This is a genomic window from Amycolatopsis taiwanensis DSM 45107, from assembly GCF_000519205.1.
Taxonomy (GTDB): domain Bacteria; phylum Actinomycetota; class Actinomycetes; order Mycobacteriales; family Pseudonocardiaceae; genus Amycolatopsis_E; species Amycolatopsis_E taiwanensis.
Map to the genome: position 1 here is coordinate 66,782 of NZ_JAFB01000026.1, position 16,824 is coordinate 83,605.

The 16,824-nt window shown below is 66.1% G+C and carries 16 protein-coding genes and 1 tRNA gene; 8 read left to right on the plus strand and 9 right to left on the minus strand.

Annotated features, from left to right (window positions below):
* Nucleotides 1-150 precede the first annotated feature (150 nt).
* Nucleotides 151-223, plus strand: a tRNA-Arg gene (locus A3CU_RS0120980).
* Nucleotides 224-342: 119 nt separating this feature from the next.
* On the opposite strand, the gene A3CU_RS45830 is transcribed toward A3CU_RS0120980, so the two are convergent.
* Nucleotides 343-576, minus strand: a complete 234-nt coding sequence (locus tag A3CU_RS45830; protein ID WP_211246475.1) for a hypothetical protein — start codon at nt 574-576, stop codon at nt 343-345.
* Between the two features lie 1,910 nt (nt 577-2,486).
* Here A3CU_RS45830 and A3CU_RS55700 point away from each other — a divergent pair.
* From A3CU_RS55700 to A3CU_RS51225, 5 genes are all read left to right on the plus strand, one after another.
* Nucleotides 2,487-2,813, plus strand: coding sequence for a GntR family transcriptional regulator (locus A3CU_RS55700; RefSeq protein ID WP_211246476.1), 327 nt, complete (start codon nt 2,487-2,489; stop codon nt 2,811-2,813).
* Nucleotides 2,814-2,957: 144 nt separating this feature from the next.
* The gene (locus A3CU_RS51220) at nt 2,958-4,241 is read left to right on the plus strand and encodes a pentapeptide repeat-containing protein (RefSeq protein ID WP_169739663.1); all 1,284 of its coding nucleotides are present in this window, start codon (nt 2,958-2,960) and stop codon (nt 4,239-4,241) included.
* 54 nt (nt 4,242-4,295) lie between these two features.
* Nucleotides 4,296-4,970 (plus strand): NsdA family TPR-like regulatory protein, encoded by a 675-nt coding sequence (locus A3CU_RS45835; protein WP_483756958.1) that lies wholly within the window; start codon nt 4,296-4,298, stop codon nt 4,968-4,970.
* Complete coding sequence (locus A3CU_RS0121000) at nt 4,958-5,482, plus strand: NUDIX domain-containing protein (RefSeq protein WP_052371929.1); 525 nt, start codon at nt 4,958-4,960, stop codon at nt 5,480-5,482. Before A3CU_RS45835 ends, A3CU_RS0121000 begins: the two co-directional genes overlap by 13 nt.
* Nucleotides 5,483-5,640: 158 nt before the next feature.
* Nucleotides 5,641-6,621: an HNH endonuclease signature motif containing protein gene (locus tag A3CU_RS51225; RefSeq protein WP_084143494.1), complete on the plus strand. Its 981-nt coding sequence runs from the start codon at nt 5,641-5,643 to the stop codon at nt 6,619-6,621.
* A gap of 413 nt (nt 6,622-7,034) precedes the next feature.
* Here A3CU_RS51225 and A3CU_RS0121010 read toward each other — a convergent pair whose 3' ends face one another.
* Nucleotides 7,035-7,715 (minus strand): response regulator transcription factor, encoded by a 681-nt coding sequence (locus tag A3CU_RS0121010; protein WP_211246477.1) that lies wholly within the window; start codon nt 7,713-7,715, stop codon nt 7,035-7,037.
* Between the two features lie 58 nt (nt 7,716-7,773).
* Here A3CU_RS0121010 and A3CU_RS0121015 point away from each other — a divergent pair, with 58 nt between their 5' ends.
* Nucleotides 7,774-8,436, plus strand: coding sequence for a winged helix-turn-helix domain-containing protein (locus A3CU_RS0121015; protein ID WP_027943974.1), 663 nt, complete (start codon nt 7,774-7,776; stop codon nt 8,434-8,436).
* A 47-nt stretch (nt 8,437-8,483) separates the two neighbouring features.
* Here A3CU_RS0121015 and A3CU_RS0121020 read toward each other — a convergent pair whose 3' ends face one another.
* Both A3CU_RS0121020 and A3CU_RS51230 read right to left on the minus strand, forming a co-directional pair.
* Complete coding sequence (locus A3CU_RS0121020) at nt 8,484-10,142, minus strand: right-handed parallel beta-helix repeat-containing protein (protein WP_027943975.1); 1,659 nt, start codon at nt 10,140-10,142, stop codon at nt 8,484-8,486.
* Nucleotides 10,142-11,488 (minus strand): BTAD domain-containing putative transcriptional regulator, encoded by a 1,347-nt coding sequence (locus A3CU_RS51230; RefSeq protein ID WP_084143496.1) that lies wholly within the window; start codon nt 11,486-11,488, stop codon nt 10,142-10,144. The genes A3CU_RS0121020 and A3CU_RS51230 overlap by 1 nt, the downstream gene beginning before the upstream one ends.
* Nucleotides 11,489-11,522: 34 nt before the next feature.
* Here A3CU_RS51230 and A3CU_RS45840 point away from each other — a divergent pair, with 34 nt between their 5' ends.
* Nucleotides 11,523-12,812 (plus strand): sensor histidine kinase, encoded by a 1,290-nt coding sequence (locus A3CU_RS45840; RefSeq protein WP_043841950.1) that lies wholly within the window; start codon nt 11,523-11,525, stop codon nt 12,810-12,812.
* Between the two features lie 31 nt (nt 12,813-12,843).
* Here the strand turns inward: A3CU_RS45840 and A3CU_RS0121035 are convergent, their stop codons facing one another.
* The 5 genes from A3CU_RS0121035 to A3CU_RS0121055 all read right to left on the minus strand — a co-directional run bounded on the left by A3CU_RS0121035 (nt 12,844) and on the right by A3CU_RS0121055 (nt 16,816).
* Entirely contained in the window at nt 12,844-13,269 is a 426-nt protein-coding gene (locus A3CU_RS0121035) for a hypothetical protein (RefSeq protein ID WP_027943977.1), read from the minus strand.
* 94 nt (nt 13,270-13,363) lie between these two features.
* Nucleotides 13,364-14,527, minus strand: a complete 1,164-nt coding sequence (locus A3CU_RS0121040; protein ID WP_027943978.1) for a hypothetical protein — start codon at nt 14,525-14,527, stop codon at nt 13,364-13,366.
* Nucleotides 14,524-15,048, minus strand: coding sequence for a hypothetical protein (locus A3CU_RS0121045; RefSeq protein ID WP_027943979.1), 525 nt, complete (start codon nt 15,046-15,048; stop codon nt 14,524-14,526). The genes A3CU_RS0121040 and A3CU_RS0121045 overlap by 4 nt, the downstream gene beginning before the upstream one ends.
* 12 nt (nt 15,049-15,060) lie before the next feature.
* Nucleotides 15,061-16,422, minus strand: a complete 1,362-nt coding sequence (locus A3CU_RS0121050) for a hypothetical protein (protein WP_027943980.1) — start codon at nt 16,420-16,422, stop codon at nt 15,061-15,063.
* A 10-nt stretch (nt 16,423-16,432) separates the two neighbouring features.
* On the minus strand, nt 16,433-16,816 hold the full coding sequence (locus A3CU_RS0121055; RefSeq protein WP_156960454.1) for a hypothetical protein: 384 nt from the start codon (nt 16,814-16,816) through the stop codon (nt 16,433-16,435).
* Nucleotides 16,817-16,824: the final 8 nt, after the last annotated feature.

Here is a 16,824-nt window from a genome sequence, read left to right on the forward strand (position 1 = left end):
GGAAGAGTCGATACGCGTGCGTCACGCACTGGCTCAACGCCAGTTGACCCACACTGACCTCGACGTCACAATCTGCGCCGACGGCCAGGCGGAGCCGATCACCATGCCGCGACCCCGACCGGCCGGCAGACCGCTAGACTGCAGGCGCCAGCCCTCGTAGCTCAGGGGATAGAGCACCGCTCTCCTAAAGCGGGTGTCGCAGGTTCGAATCCTGCCGGGGGCACGCAGTTCGACCTTGTAAAATCGGCCCCTGACCAGTGCAGATATGGTCAGGGGCCGATCATCTGGTGCTCAGCTTGAAGCAGCGTGGTGCGACTGTCTGTGCCGAATACGTGCCGAGAGCTACTCCCGCTTCGGGCCGCGGCCCAAGGTCGTCTGCACGTGCCGTTGGGCGATCTGGTCCTGCCCATCGAGGCACTTCGCGTGGACCTGCAAGAGCACGTCCACGGAGCGACCTGCCCACTCGGCAACCTTCGTCGGCGGCACGCCCCCGTTGAGCCAGGTGGACACGGCCGCGTGCCGAAGGTCGTAGGGGCGAGTGGCAAGCGGAGTCGCAGCGACGTTGAAACGGCACATGACCCCCACGAATGATCAAGGTTGGCCACTCATGGTCCGACCGTTACCGTGAAAATTAACCCAATCGAGTCCGCAGTCGTGGACGACACATAAAGAGTAGTGACAGTTATCCCGCCGATGCCAGCGGACCCTACAGCAAAAGTTCTTCCAAGTAGGGTGTCATCGAAGGTCGTGCATGCATTGCCCTGTGGATCAAGACATACGGTCCACGTGTTCGGAGTGACAGGCATAGAATTGGGGGTGACATACAGTGTCTGAAATTGAGGAACTACATAAGGGATCGAAAGCTGACACGCAGTGAGGGGAGGCCCCGCGGCGGTCGTAGGACAGACTTCCATCCCTTGCAGGGGAACAGCTGCCATAGCATGGGATGCGACCACTACCCTGGTGGCAGCCGCGGGTACATCCCGAGTCGGGGCTGCACTACCGGAGGTGGGCGCTACAAGGCCAAACAACAGGGGTATCAACGCCAGCAAAGTAAATCTGAAGCATTTCATAATCATCACCTATCTCTGGTACGTCATAACTACCCGCGTCCCAATGTCGTACCCGGCCTGTGCTGAACAGAAGAGCCGAAGGGCCCTCTCGAATAGGACCGGCGACCCAAAATATCCGCCGGGCCAGACCGAGAACGCCTGGCAGCGCAGCACCGCCCTACTTCGCCAAGCCCCGGCTCAAGGTCGGGGATTATTTCCTTGCGACGAACGTGCCGCGGCCGGTCGTCACGGTGACAAGACCAGGCTCGCGTGGTCTGGCGGCAGGTCAGCGCCTATTTTCAGGGGATAGCTGACCGGTGCCGAATACGTGCCGAAGCTGAGCTGCTAGACCAATGGCAGGACATATCTGCGCAGGTCGAGACGCGGTAAAGGTCTGTTTCAGTTGCCTTCTCCCAAAGCGGGTGTCGCATGTTCGAATCCTGCCGGGGGCACGCAGGCCAGAGGCCATTTCGGCAGCTGATAGCCACTCCGCGTGGTGCCGTACGTGGTGCGAGTCACGCACTCTCGCACCATGGCGGCCACCAGATCAGCGCGTTCCAAGCGCCAGCGAGGCGAGATCGAGGCGCTCCCGAGCGGCGGGCGCGCTCCGGGTCAAGCTGTACGCAGGTGTCGACCCGCTGAGCGGCCGACGTCACTACCTCCGAGAGACAATCTCGGCAGGCCCCAACGCCGAGGCCGAAGCCGAGAAGGTCCTGGTTCGGTTCATCAATGAGGTCCACGAGCGCCGCAACCCTCGAACCAGCGCGACCGTGAACCAGCTTATGGACCGCTACCTAGAACTGCTGGACGTCGACACGACGACAAAGCAGCGCTACGAGGGGAATCATCCGGACCCACGTCCGTCCGCTGATCGGCAAGATGCCGATTGCGAGGCTGGACGCCGAGACCCTCGACTCGTTCTACCGGACTCTCCGCACCTGCCGTACCCACTGCGGCGGCCGGAAGTTCGTCCGAGCACCGCAAGACAGATGAGCACGAGTGCACCGAGAAGTGCCGCGCGCACAAGTGCAAGCCGCTCGCCGCGTCAAACCATCCGCAAGGTGCACTGGTGCCTAAACGGCGCCTTCCAGGACCCGCTGCGCTGGAAGTGGATCACCGTCAACCCACTCGACCAGGCAGAGCCACCCACGTACTCGATGCCGAAACCGTGGGACTGCTACGCGCCTACCGACAGCACTGCGACGCTCAAGCAGAACTGGTCAGCACCAAGGTGACGAAGACTGGCCGCGTGTTCTCGCCCTCCGTCGACCACACGACGTGGCTAAAGCCGAGCACGGTCTCACAGCGATACCGCCGCATGTGCAAGAACCTCGACTGGGACATGCACCTTCACCAACTACGGCGCTACTCCGCGGCTACTCAGCTTGAGTTTCCGAAGCTGACCAGAAGGCAGCCAAGAGGCTCACTGGCCGGATGCCTCAGGCTCCAGTCACCATCGACGTACAGGGTAACGCCCGGACCGCGCCGAACAGGGAACCGGAGACCCCGTACCAGAAGATTGCCGCCGACCTTCGGGGAGCGATTCTGTGCGGAGCTTTACGGGTCGGCGACAAGCTTCCCCCAGTTGTCGAAATTGCAAACCGCTACAACGTCGCTCTTGGAACGGCACATCGAGCAATTGCCGAATTAAGGGAAGCGGGACTGATAACCGCCAGCCGAGGACCCCGATCAGTTGTGGGTAATCCTTCGAAACCGTGTTTGCCCGGTGCGGATCCGGGAAAAACACTCCATGCAATCTGACAGACTTCCTCGCTGACCACCAATGGCCCAGCACAGCCCATTTTGGCGACAGAAAATCACCTTACGTGTTCGGCCCCCTACTCTTGTCGTGTGGTCTTGCCAAAATGTCAGTGAAACCCCTTTGAGGCCGTGCAGTCTAGCAGGATGGCAGCTAGTCCACCCTCACGGCCGGAAGAGCTTCCCGAGCCAGATACTTCGAGTCCGACCTACAGAATTCTTTCAAATCGGACGATCGCAATGTGTACCGCAGGATTAATCATCTTCGCTGGGCTGACATGTTGGCTGCTATTTCAACTTTACGGACACGGCACCCCATCCGACCAGGCGCGGCTTGAAGGCGTTCGCACTGTAGGGACAATTGTGTTGGGCGCAGGCGGAGCCGTTGCGCTTCTCTTGACCGCGCGGCGCCAACAGACCGCCGAGCGTGACTTAGCAGCCAAAAGGTTCGAACTCGCCTTGCGCGAAAAAGCAAACGACGATATAAAATATGACGCCGCTGAGCGCAGGATCACAGAACTATACCTTAAGGCGGTCGAACAACTCGGTTCAGACAAGGCTCCAGTCCGACTAGCCGGACTTTACGCACTAGAGCGACTGGCTCAAGACAACGAGCCGCAACGTCAGACAATATTAAATGTGATCAGCGCCTACTTGCGAATGCCCTACGGACTTCCGGGCGCATTTCCAGAAATGGAGACGGGTTCAGATACACGCCGCGAGCAACAGCTTGGACTCCAAGAGCGGGAAGTTCGCATAACTGCGCAGCGGATAATTACGGAACATCTGAACCCCGACGGTGCCCCTGAGCGCTTCTGGCAGGAAATAGATCTCGACCTTAACAATGCAACATTGATCGATTTTTCCCTGCGGGGTTGCCAAATTAGAAGATCGAATTTTTCCAGGACGGACTTCACCGGAGAGGCCCTATTTTTGGGAGTTAGCTTTACAGAGGAAGCAAGGTTTGACGGCGCCACCTTTGAAAATGCGTGGTTCACGGACTCCAACTTCACGGGAAGCGTGCGGTTCGACAGAGCGAACTTTACTGGGGAGGCCAGGTTTGAAAACACGAGTTTCGCTGGCAATGTGACATTTAGGGAGTCGACATTCCTAAGCGAAGCTCGGTTTGACCGGTCGATTTTTACGGGAAGTACTGTTTTCAGTAAAGCAAATTTCTCACGCAACGCAAACTTCAGCGATGCGAGTTTTATTGAAGACGCCTGGCTTCCTGGGGTAGCCTTCATTCAAGACGCTTACTTCAAGGGGGCAAAATTCTCCAGAGACGCCTGGTTCAATCAAGCGACTTTCAGCGGAAATACAACTTTCGAGAACGCGAGCTTTTCTGGCGACATCAGATTTGAGGATGCCACACTTGATGGAACGCCATATGAGCCGCCAGAACTAAATCCAAGACCGCTTGACCCTGACTAACTTAGCACCGAGAACGCTATTGCCCAGCGGACGGCCAGCGAATTGTGACAACGACTGAATCTAGCCCTCACCACAGACCACCCCGGACTCACAGCCAACATCTGCGCCAGCATGAGCCACCTGGCCAGTCAGCTCGGCGAGGCCACAGACGCCATTCGCATCGCCGAGGTTGGCCTCGGGCACGCCAGCCAGAGCCCCGCCCGGCACCAGTTCTCCGCGCGGCTGCACGCCATGCGGGCACGCGGCTTCGCAAGCAAGGCCGAAATGCAGGACTGCCTCACCGCGTTGGGCAACGCCGAGCACATTCTCGGCTACGTGCGCCGCGATGAGCCGGCGGAATGGGTGAGCCATTTCGACGAAGGGTCCCTGGCGGTCGAAGCCGCGCTGTGTCTCAGCGAACTGGGTGATTTGACAGCGGCGGAACAGCACGCCCGCCAAGTGCTCGCGGTACGTGACGGCGACCGAGTACGAAGCCGAGCCTTCGGGCAGCTCACGCTGGCCGAAGTGCTCCTCGCGGCCGGCCAGGTAGACGAGGCAGCCACACTCGGGCACGAGGTGGCCGCCGTTGCCCCTTCCCTGGCCTCAACGCGCGTCAAGACGCGCCTTGACGATCTTGCCCGTGCGCTTGAGCCCTACAATTCACTGGCGGCGGTCCGATCGTTCCAGGCAAGCTACGCCGCCACACACAGCCCCCAGGTGGTACCCCGAGAGGAATCATGGCCGGTGTGACTGACGCGGACGATCCCCAACGGTTCGCTTACCTGGCCGCAGGCAACGCCCGACAAGCCCGCAAACGAGTCGCAGCCGACGTGCTCATCACCGACCAAGCCGGGCGTGTGCTGCTCGTCGACCCCACCTACAAGCCAGGCTGGGACATGCCAGGCGGCATGGCCGAAGCCAACGAACCGTCACGAGCAGCCGCTGAACGCGGGCTACGCGAGGAACTCGGCCTGGAACTGAACGTTGGCCGTCTGCTCCTGCTCGAATGGCAGCCGCCCCACGGACCATGGGACGACCTGCTGATGTTCGTCTTCGACGGCGGCACGCTCGACGGAGAGGCTGCCGGCGCCTTGCAGATCCGGGACGACGAGCTGCGGGCATTCACCTTCGTGTCGATCGACGACGCCCGCCCACTACTCCGACCATATGTCTGGGAACGCCTTCAACGGGCGGTTCGGGCGAAGCCGCACGGCAGGACTGTGTACGAGGAGAGACCAGCTCTCCCGCCCCAGAGCACGTAGAACAAGGACTCCAAGTGGCCCGGACGGCCTCCCTCTCCGCTCCCCACAACCGGAGCACCTGGCTGGCATAGCCGCCCGGCCTGGCGTAGGCACGCAGCCAAATCACACTGCGTGATCGTATATCTTCATCCATTACCTGATCGGGTGAAGGGCGGCCTATGGTGCTCAGGGAGTTGACCAGTCGAGTTGCCGTGGTTACCCGTGCTCGGATCGATCCACCCAAACGTGGCGACGAGTACGCGAACCGTACTGAGATCGCCGAGAGGTTCGGCGGCAGCAAAGTACCCGGCATCATGCGCTTCCCCGGCAACGACATAGTAAATGCCTTCTCTGACGAGAACGGCCCCTATGCCGATGAGCCACCGGATCCGGTCCAGCCGTTTGAATATCGTGGCGAGGGCCGCAAAGGCAATCAAACTCTCATCCGCGGCAACAAGATGCTCGACGAGGCACGACAGCACCGGCGAGCCGTGCGCTTCTGGTACCGGCCAGCGGGCGGAAAGTTCACCTTTGTGACATGGGTAGCAGTACTCGACCGAGCACAGGAATGGGCTCCCGACGACGATCAAAAACAGCGGCTTGAGTACACGTTCCTCTTCATGTCCGTACCTGGCCCCGATCCCGGCACCTGGCCACGTAGCGTCCTCCAACGCATTAACGACGGGCCGATATCAGACGAACCACCACCTCCACTCCCGGACGAGACCGAAACGGCCGACACGCGCAAGCGCTCACGCAGTTATCGGGAGTACGTCGACGCGCTTGGACCGGAGCCCGGCAAGAACCCAACCCAACCGGCGCCTAGCAAGGGGGCCCGGAACAATTATCGGCGCGACCGCAGAGCGAGAGGTGCTGTCCTCATCCGTGCCGCAGGCCAGTGTGAGAACGACGGATGCACCGGGATGCCGCCAGACACGACCGCTGACGGTTCAGCCATCCTCGAAGTCGACCATGTTCACGACTTGGCTCTCGGCGGTCCAGACCATCCAAGCCAGATGATCGCACTTTGTCCGAACTGCCACGCTGCCAAGACTCGAGGCCGCAACCGTGGAGTGTTCCGCCGGCATCTTCAAGCACGAGCCGCAGCCCTCCACCGGAAAGCCCTTGCCGACGCCGACGGTCCAGAAACCCCGTTATAACTTCGCTGACCGGTGCCGAATACGTGCCGAAGGTTCGAATCCTGCCGGGGGCACACATGACCGACCGCAGACGCCTCTGCACACGGTGTGACTGAGTAAGGCATTGGGCTGGTCTCACCCAGTTTTGGCTGCGTAGCTATGCCGCGCCTAATCCGTGTGATGGCCGGAGGAAGCTCTTGCGCCGCAACGACCTCGGTGTCGGTTTGGTGAACGGCGAGCCCGACGAGGGCGGCTCGGAGGAGTTGGTCGAGTCCACGGGGATGCCGCCGGCAAGGCGCCGACCCAACGGGTCAACCCGCTTTCCTCGGCGAGCCCCCGTCGCGGACCGACGGGCCGAGCCCGGATCGGGCGGTGAATCAACGCCGCGGCGCGGCCCGAGCTGGCCGGCTGGATCCGGTGGTCACCTCGTCCGCCTACGTCGCCAGCCGGTAACCGACCCCGCGTACGGCGTGGATCAGTTCCGGCTCGCCGAGCTTGTTCCGGAGCCGTCGGATCACTACATCGACCACATTGGACAGTGGATCGGTGCTGGAATCCCAGCAGTGCTCGCGGAGTTCCGCCCTCGGCACCACCAGTCCCGGCCGTGCCAGCAGCAGCTCGAGCACGGCGAACTCCTTGTCGCTCAAGGTGAGCAGCACACCGGCCCGGCGCACCTGCCTGCGCGCACAGTCCACTTCAAGGTCATTGTGCCGCAGCACCACCGGCCTGCCCTTGCCGGAGCTGCGGCACAGTACGAACACGCGCGCGGTCAGCTCGGCCATGCCGAACGGCTTCACCAAGTAGTCGTCGCCGCCGTGCTCGAAACCGGCGATCCGGTCGGCGACCGAATCACGCGCGGTGAGGAACAGCACGGGCACCGGCCAGCCGGTGTTTCGCTGCTGCTGCACGAAGTTCACGGCGTCCCCGTCGGGCAGCATCCGGTCGAACACGACGCAGTCGAACTGTCCCGAGCCCAGCGCCTGACCGGCTTCGGCGAGGCTCCTCGCGGGAGTCACGTCGAGGCCGTTGGCCGACAGCTCCACGCTCACCGCGAGGCGGATATTCTCGTCGTCCTCGACCACCAGCACCCGCGGGCGCGGATTCGCTCCTGACATCGGTTCCTCCCCAAGCCGTCCGGCCTTAACGCGCCCGGTCAGGCGATACCGTAGCGCGGTGCGAGTACTGATCACCGAGGACGACGAAAATTTGAGACTTGCCCTGGAAGTGTCGTTGCGCGGCGCGGGTTTCGCTGTCGACGTCGCCGCCGACCTGCCGGAGGCCGACGAGGCCCGGTTCGTCAACTCCTACGACTGCGCGGTGTTCGACCGGATGCTGCCCTCCGGCGACGCGCTCCGCTACGTCGAGGGCCTGCGCCGGTCCGGCTGGCTGGTTCCGGTGCTGTTCCTGACCGCGCGCGACGGGCTGGCCGACCGCGTCGATGGGCTGGAATGGGGTGATGACTACCTCGCCAAACCGTTCGCGATGGGTGAGCTGATCATGCGCGTGCGCAGCCTGTGCCGTCGCAGCGAGACGGCGGCCCCACCGGTGCTGCGCTGGCACGACATCGAGCTGGACACCGGCAGCCACCAGGTTCGGCGTGGCGGCACGCTGCTCACCCTGACCGCCAAGGAGTTCACCGTGCTCGAACGGCTCATGGCCGCCGCGGGCAAGGTGGTGCCGCGCGGGGACCTGATCGCGGCGGGCTGGGACGAGGTGGTGCCACCCACCGCGAACGTACTCGAAGTCGTCGTGGGGCAGCTGCGCCGCAAGCTCGGCCCGCCGCCCGTCGTCGACACCGTGCGCGGGGTCGGTTACCGGCTCATCCCGCCTGGCTGACATGTCGGTACGAACGCACGACACACCTGCGAGAGGGCGCGACACAGTTAGCCGCATATCGCGGCTCGGACGTCGGCGAGGTGCAGGGCGCGGAGCTCGTCGACGGCCGGGATCCGGCCGAGTTTGCGCAGCCGCTGGGACTGGGCCTGCCGCATGCCCTCGAACAGGCGGCGCGCGTCCCGGGCGTTGCCGAAGTTCGTTTCGGCTGCGATGCGCCCGAAGTAGGCCATCAGCTCGTCATTGGCCTTGTGCTCCAGCTCGTAGGACTCCGCCGCGACCATCCGGCCGATGATGCCCACCAGCTCGGGCGGGCTGTAGTTCTCGAACTTGATCGTCTTGCCGAACCGGGACGCGAGCCCGGGGTTCGCGGACAGGAACTTGCCCATCTCCCCGGTGTATCCGGCCACGATCACGGCGATCTCGTCGCGATGGTCCTCCATCAGCTTGACCAGCGTGTCGATGGCCTCCTGGCCGAAGTCGCCGTCCGAGCTGCCATCCCGGAACAGGGTGTACGCCTCGTCGATGAACAGCACCCCGCCGAGCGCCTCCTCGAACAGCTTCGCCGTCTTCTCCACGGTGTGGCCGATGTACTGGCCGACCAGGTCCCGCCGCGACACCTCGCGAAACTGGCCGCGCGGCAGCACTCCCAGGGCACGTAGCAGCCTGCCGTAGATCCGCGCCACGGTGGTCTTTCCGGTGCCGGGGGCGCCGGTGAAGATCAGGTGGTGACTCGCGGCCCCAACCGGCAGCCCGGCATTGCGGCGCCACTCGTTCACCTGCAGCTCGTCGATGAGCGCCCGCACACCGGCCTTCACGCCGGGCAGGCCGATCATGGCGTCCAGCTCCGCGAGCAGCTCGTCCAACTCGTGGCCACCGCGTCCGGTCGCGCCGGCCGGGCCGGCGTCGGCAAGCACGGTCGGCGTGGCTCCCTCGGCCAGCGCGACGCCCGGTTCGGCGGTGTTGTCCACCTGGCACGCCTCGACGGTGCCCTCGCAGCCGGAGGCGAACGCGATGCCGACGCCGCTGGTGTCGTGCACGGAACAGTGCCGCAACACCGGCGCGCTGTGGTGGGCGACCGCGATGCCTTCGAGCCCGGTGCGCGAGATCTCGCAGCCCTCGATGACCGGGCGTCCGTATTGGTAGACGTAGATCCCACGCAGCCTGCAGCCGGTCACGGTGCAGTTCCGGATGACCGGGTCCGCGCCCATCCCGACCACGATGCCGTCGCCGGTCACGTCCTCGATGACGGTGTCCTCCAGCAGCCCGCCCGCGCCCTCGACGGCCACGCCCTGCTCGGCCGCGGTGATGGTGCAGCCCGTCACCTCGAACGCCGCCGAACCACGGATGCCGATCGCGGGCCCACGGCCGCCGGTGACGGTGCAGCCTCGCGCGATGAGCGCGGCCTCGTCGACGGCGATCGCGGCGGCATCGCCCGCGCGGACCTCGATTCCGTGCAGCGTAAGGGATCCCTTGTCGACGTGAAGGACGGGTTGGTCTGCGCCACTGCCATCAATGACGACCTTCGCGCCGTTCGCGGCGGCCAGTGTCACCCGTGACCCGGTCAGCTCCAAGACCTCCCGGTAGGTGCCGTCGGCGATGGTGACGACCGTGCCGTCGCCCGCGTCGGCGAGCGCGTGTCCGATCGTCGGGTAGGCGCCAGGGCGGTCGGCGACCAGCAGCATCCGGCCGGATACGGAGATGTCCATCAGCTCGCCTTCTCCAGCAGCCAGCCCCGGTCGACCGCCTTGACCCCGGCCTGGAACCGGCTCCGCGCGCCGAGGCGGTTCATGATGTCCGCGACCATCCGCCGGACCGTGCGGACCGAGATGCCGAGCTTGACCGCGGCCGACTCGTCCGTGCTCCCGGAGCAGAGCAGGGCAAGCAGGTCACGCTCGCGGTGGGTGAGCACCTCGTCGTCGGCCCGGGAAAGGTCCGCCGGGATGAGCGGCACGGCCGCCTGCCAGACCCGCTCGAACAGGCCTGCCGTCGCGGTCACGACGCCTGGCGAGCGGAAGATCGTCGCGCCCGCCGAGCCGTCCGCGGGCAGGACGACGGCGGTCCCGTCGATCACCAGCGCCTCCATCGGGACCTCGGCGTCGGTCCGTACGTCCGCACCAGCCAGCGACAGGCTGTTCAGCGGGCCGGACAGGCGGACGGCATCCGGGCAGAGCACCCGGTAACGCACGCCGTTGCGGAGGTTTCCGCGGCCGATGCGGCGAATCGCCTCCAGCGGCCACGAGTTCGCGCCCGCGCTCATGACCAGGATCTCGCTGGTGGCCGAGGCCAGCAGCGCGTCAATCCCGGTAACGCTGCCGGGCACCAGGCCGAGTGTCCGGTTGCCGAGGACTTTCCGGTGCGCCGCAACGAGTTCCGGACCCGGCTCGACGTCCAGCTCACGAAGGAGCACGGCCTTGGCCTGGTCGTAGGTGGCCAGCGCCTCGGCCGGCTTGCCTGCCTGGTGCAGGGCCCGCACAAGCCGCGCCCAGGCGCCTTCGGACAGCGGGTTGTGCTCGGTGAGGTCGCGCAGCAGCGCCGTCGCCTCGGCGACCCGGCCCAGTGCGAGGTACGCCTCGGCCAGCAGGCAGGTCAGCTCGCACCGGGTCTCATCCAAAGTGGACGCCGTCGTGGCCGCGAAGGCGAACCCGTCGAACGGCCTGCCGCGCCACAGCGCCAGCGCGGCGAAGAGTCGTTCGGCGGCGATCGCGTGGGCGCCGTCGGTCATCGCCGTCCTGGCGGACGAGGCGAGCGTCTCGAGCCGGTCGGTGTCCAGCTCGCCGGGCAGCACCCGGATCCGGTAGCCGCCGGGGCGGCCCTCCAGCCGGTCGCCGAGCTCGCGGCGGAGCCGGCAAACGTAACTGCGCAGGTTGCGCACAGCGGAGGCGGGGACGACCTGTTCATGCCAGATTCCCTCGATCAGCTGATCTATGCTCACCCAGGCGTTAGCGTGCAGGAGCAACACGGCCAACAGCGCGGCGGGCTTCGTGGCCCTCGGCTCGAGGAGGGTTCCGTGCGGCGTGCGCACCTCGAGCGGGCCGAGTACGTGAAACTGCATGCGCCTACTTTCCGTCGGCACACATGAGGATTCGATGACAAGCACGAGCCGCTCGTCGGCCGACCGGTTGCGCAGGCTGCGCCGGGGGCTGACCGCACTGTTCACGACGATGAGCGCGCTGGCGCTCGTGCCGCTCGCGTGGTTCGTCATCTACGAGGACAGTGAGCAGGGCGTGGCGCGGATAGACGCCGACCTGAACCGGGTCACGTCGTCGGTGAGCAGGCTGGTCGGCTTCGACGAGACAATCGACTTCAGCCTGGTCAACACCGACGTGCTGGATCAGAGCTGCCCACAGTTCGCAATCATGCCCGGCGTCACGTCAGCGTTCCAGGCGCATCTGTCCCGGCGGGTCTGCGTGCCGATGGACACCGGGGTGCTCAACGGGCTGGCGGCGAGCGCGGTACAGACCGGCAGGACGGGCCCCGGCTACCAGCGGGGCACCGACGGCTCACTCGTCCGGGTGCTTGCGGAGCCACTGCTGAACCGCGGCGGGAAGTACCTCGGGGCGGTGGTCGCGGTCGCCGACACCGGGCCACAGCGGCAGCAGCACACCGAACTGGTGCTGTGGGTGATCGGCGGCAGCATCCTGCTGATCACCGTGCTGGGGTTCGCCAGCCATGTGTTGTCCGGCCGGTCGATCCGCCCGGCTGCGGCGGCGCTGGAGCAGCAGGAGGTGCTGCTCGCCGAGACGGCACACGATTTGCGGACACCGGTCGCCGCGTTGCGCGCGCTGGCCGAGGCGGCGCAGAACAACCCGGGTCTGTCCGCGGAGCTGCTCCCCCGCACGGTCCGCCTGGCCGCGCGGATGGGCGGGATCATCGACGACCTGCTGGTGCGCGCGCGGCTCGCGGCCGGGGTGGAGCAGCTGTCGATCCAGCCGGTTTTCCTGGACCAGCTGGTGGCCGCGGTGGTCGAGGAGGCGCAGACCAGGGACGCACACATCACCCTGACGACGGCCCCGACCGCAGTCGACGCCGACCCGGCGCTGGTCCAGCGAGCGATCGGGAACCTGCTGGACAATGCCGTGAAGTACGGGCGGCAGCCGGGCGCACAGGCGATCGTGCACATCACGGTGGCCGGCGGAACGGTGACGGTGGCCGACCACGGACCGGGCATCGACGCCGAGGCTGCGGCCGAGACCTTCGACCGGTTCAGCAGCACGGGCGGCTCGTCGGGCCTGGGGTTGTCGATCGTGCGGTGGGTGGCTCAGGCGCACGGCGGCACGCTGTCGGTCTACAACGCGGACGAGGGCGGGGCCATCTTCGAGCTGCGGTTGCCGCTGAGCGCACCGCGACCGGTGGGGTCTGCCAGCTCTTGGGCTTGACGCAGCGCAACCGCTGCTGACTGGCATCGGGTCAGCCGATCGTGATGCTCTGCCAGGGCGGGAGGCTGACCCAGTCCGCGTCGAGCCGGTAGGCCAGGTAGTAGGTGTAGACCCCGGGATCAAGCCGGTCGCGGTTGAAGACGAGCTCCTGCGGCGCCGTGGTGAGACCGACGTTCGCCTGGGCGGGGAAGTCGTGGTAGGCCCCGGCCTCGTCGCGGACCTTGATGGTGAGCGCGCGCAGGGTGACCGGCCGGTCCGCGCTGATGGTGACCCGCGCCGTCGCCGTTGCACCTGCCTGGTCCATGGTGAGCCGCCCGGCGATGGTCGGCGCACCGGTGGTGACCGGCGTGACCGGCACCAGATCCGGTTGCCCGGGCCGGACCAGCAGAAACACCACGACGGCGGCCAACACCACGGCCGCGCCGGTCAGGTAGGGCCACAGCCGCTTGCCGATCACCCTCCCAGGGTAGGGAGTCAGTCAGCCCGGCGGCACGGCTTTCCCGGTGTGGGCGTGTTTCACACCGGGAAAGGCGGTCCCGCCGAGGCGGCGGTCACGTGGCTTCGATGAGTTCCACCGTGCCCGTGTCCGATTCGCCTCGCCGTCCGCGGGGCAGGACGAAGCCGTCGCTACTCCCGGCCCGGCCTCGGAGTTCCGCCGTGACGCCGTCGATAGCCGTCGCATGCCGGTGGCTGCCTTCGGACCGGCCGTTCGAGTCCTCCGCCACACCCGGACGCAGGGTGCCCGCGCCACCGGCCCCCAGGTTCTGCGGCATCATCGGCGGCACCGCGCCGCCTCCCGAGGTCTTGGACGAAGCCGCGCCCGGTCGGATCTCCGCTTCCGATGAGGTAGTCCGCTTCCCAGAAGCTCCGCCCAGGCCCGGGATACCGCCGAGACCGCTGCCCACCAGGCCCACCGCACCCGGCGGCAGGCTTGCCACCGGAGCCGAGCCCGCCGGGGACAGGCTCGGCATACCGCCCGAGGCGCCGGCCGTCAGCGAACTCGCCCCCAACCCCGCCAGCGACGGGCCCTGCCACGAAGCCCAGTCCTGCGGGTTGAAGCCGACCGACGACGGCAGGTTCAGGTCTTTCAGGCTCGACGGACTCCCCAGGCTCCCGCTGCCGCCACCCACGGACTGCGCCAGGCTCTGCACCTCGGTCAGGAAATCCACCGCGGCGTTGGCGGTTTTCACCGCGTCGGCCGAGGAGATGTTGAAGTTCGGGATCAGATCGCCCGGGTTCGTCACTCCGGCCGCCGCGCATACGGCCAGCATGGTGCTGTCGTACTGCGCCCCCAGCGCGGTCATTCGCGTCGCGGACGCCTGCCAGATCGGGATCGCGGCTCCCGCGGTGAAGATGTTCGATATCGCCGCCTGGTATTCCCCGTACAGCCCCAGCACGGTGGACAGCGCCTCGGGCAACGTACTGGCCAGCGTGGTGAGCTGCGACGACACCTGCGACCCGGCGATGCGGTCGCCCCACATCTTCAGGTCCGCGATGGACCGGCCCGTCTTGGCCTGGAACGAATCCGCGGCCATGTCCCGCCAGTCCGGGCTCAGGTTGCCCGCGTTGGTCTGCAGCTGCGTGGCCGCCTCCTGGGTCCAGGCGTGTGCCTCCGTGAACATCTGGGCCGCGCTGAGCAGCACCGGAATCCTGGCCTGCTCCTGTTGGATCATCCACACATGCGCCTCGATCGGCAGCACATTGTAGGGAATCACGCCGTCACTCCTTTGTGGACGATCGACTGCAGGGCATCGGCCACGGACTGAGCCCCGGCCGTGGTCGGGCCGGTCCCCGTCGAACCCGCGCTCCCGGTGGTGGCGCCGCCGGAACTGTGGCCGCTCGAACCGCCGCTGCCGCTCGAACCGCTGCCCGAGCTGCCGCTGGAACCGCTGCCGGACAACGTCTTCGCCAGCCCAATGCCCTTCTCCGCCAGCTTCACCGTGGAGGTGCCCAGCTCGATACTGTTGATCAGGTCCGTGGCCTTGTACTGCGCGGCACTGGCCTTGACCTTCGCCGAGATCGTGGTCATGTCCTCGCTGGTGTTCGCGATGTACGCCGAGATCAATCCGCTGACGGCCTTGTGCAGCACGCCGAACAGAACCCCTTCTACCGTGCCACCGAGGCCGACCGGCGCGGTCAGGTTGCCGCTCAGCGACGGCGGCTGCGGGGGTGCCTGCGTCCGCGCGGAAAAGGTGGCCTTGGACTCGGGATTGCCGTCGATGAACGACGCGGACATAACGCCCCCTCCTTAGGTTCGGTAACTGGTTTCGGTGGCCTTGACGCGCCACAGGTCTTCGTCGAGCACAGGCTCGCCTTCGGTGACGGGCCGCGGTTTCGGCGCCTGCGACAAGGCCTGCTGCGCGGGTGTGCCCTTGCCCTTGCGGTTCCGCCCTTCCTTGCCCTGGCCGTCCCGGCCGGGCAGCACGACACCGGCCTTCTCGTCGGGCTTACGGGACTTCACGGCGTTGACCTGCTCCGCCGCCCCGGACCGGACACCGCCGGAGGAGCCCCGCCCCGCCCCGGTCTGCGGCGGATACATCGGCGGAATCCCGCCCACGCCGGTACTTCCGGCCGCGGTGGACGAACCCATGACCGCCGGTATCGCACTGCTCGCGCTACCGGAAATCGAGCCGGACACGGGAAGACCGCCGGACGAAATACTGCCCAAACCGGACAGTGCACCCGTCGAGCCGCCCAAGCCCCCGCCGCCACTCGAAGCCAGGCCCGGCAGACCCGAGTCCGGCACGGAACCCAGCGGAGAGTCCGCGGTGTTCAGCAAGTCCGACGGATCGAACGTACTCCCGGCCAGGCTCGCCGGATCAGGTATCTGCGAAGCCCCGGAGGAGGCCGCGTTCTTGGCCAGGTCAACGAGTTTGCTCGCCACGTCGACCGCGTTCTTCGCGGTCACCAACGGCGATTCCTGGGAGCCGTCCTTGGCTTTGTCCGGACCCTGCGCATTCGCCGGGTCCTGAGCACCCGGGGCGTCCTGCGGGTCGACCGAACTCGGATCACCGCCACCACCGGCGGTCGGAGCAGCGGCAGGACCAGGCGGACCGTCCGTTGCGGACGATGGCACCGCGACCAGCGGCACGTCGGTCATCGGCCGCCCGATGGCGATGTGCATGCGGGTGGCCACGTTGTCGTAATAGGGAATCAGCGAGTTCATTTTGGACGCGACGACATCCCGGGCGTCGGCCCGGTCCTTGTCCGACGCGTTGGCCGAAAGCTTTTCCACCTCGCCGTCCGCCTCACGTCGGACGTTGCGGATTCCCTGGGCCAGCGAGTCGATCCCCGTGGTGAGGTCATCCGTGGTGACCCCGGTGGCCGAGGGCTTGCCCGACTCCGGATCCGTCATGCCCTCGTCGGTCCACGACTCCGTGACACTGATGATCCCGGTGAGCGTCTCGTCGAAAACGGTGCCCGCCAGATCGCGCCAGGACTCGCCGAGGTCACGCTGCATCGCCCGCAACAACTGGGCCTGCGAGCTCAACCAGGCCCGAGCGGACTTCCACATCGCCGCCGCGGCGTCGAGCATCGGCGCGTGCCGGTCCGCTTCCGCCACCATCATCGCGCGGAGATCCTCGACGGAAAGCGTCCCATAGTCGGCCATGCCCGCGCCCCTACTTGCTTTCCGGGGAACTGAGCGCGGGCAGGACGTCGGGCAGCCCTTCGCCGGTCATCTTGTCGAACTCGGCCTTGGTGAACGCGTCGAACGCGGCCTTGTTGGCCTGGTCGGTGAAGTCGTAGGTGGTGCCGGCGTAGTGGGCGAAGGTGCTCAGCGCGGCCACCGTCTCCTTGAACCGCGTGATGAACTCGTACAGCAACGCGGTGGTCTTGTTGTCGGCGTCGATCACCTCGTCATGCCCGTTCACCCCGCTGCCGCACTGGCCGTTGCCCCGGCCGGTGACCTCAGCCGGTAGCTCCGTGCATGCCAGTTGGTCGGCGAGCTCGGCGAACCGCAGCATCGCCCCGGGGATACCGTCCATTTTTGATGGTGGTGCCATCAGTTGCT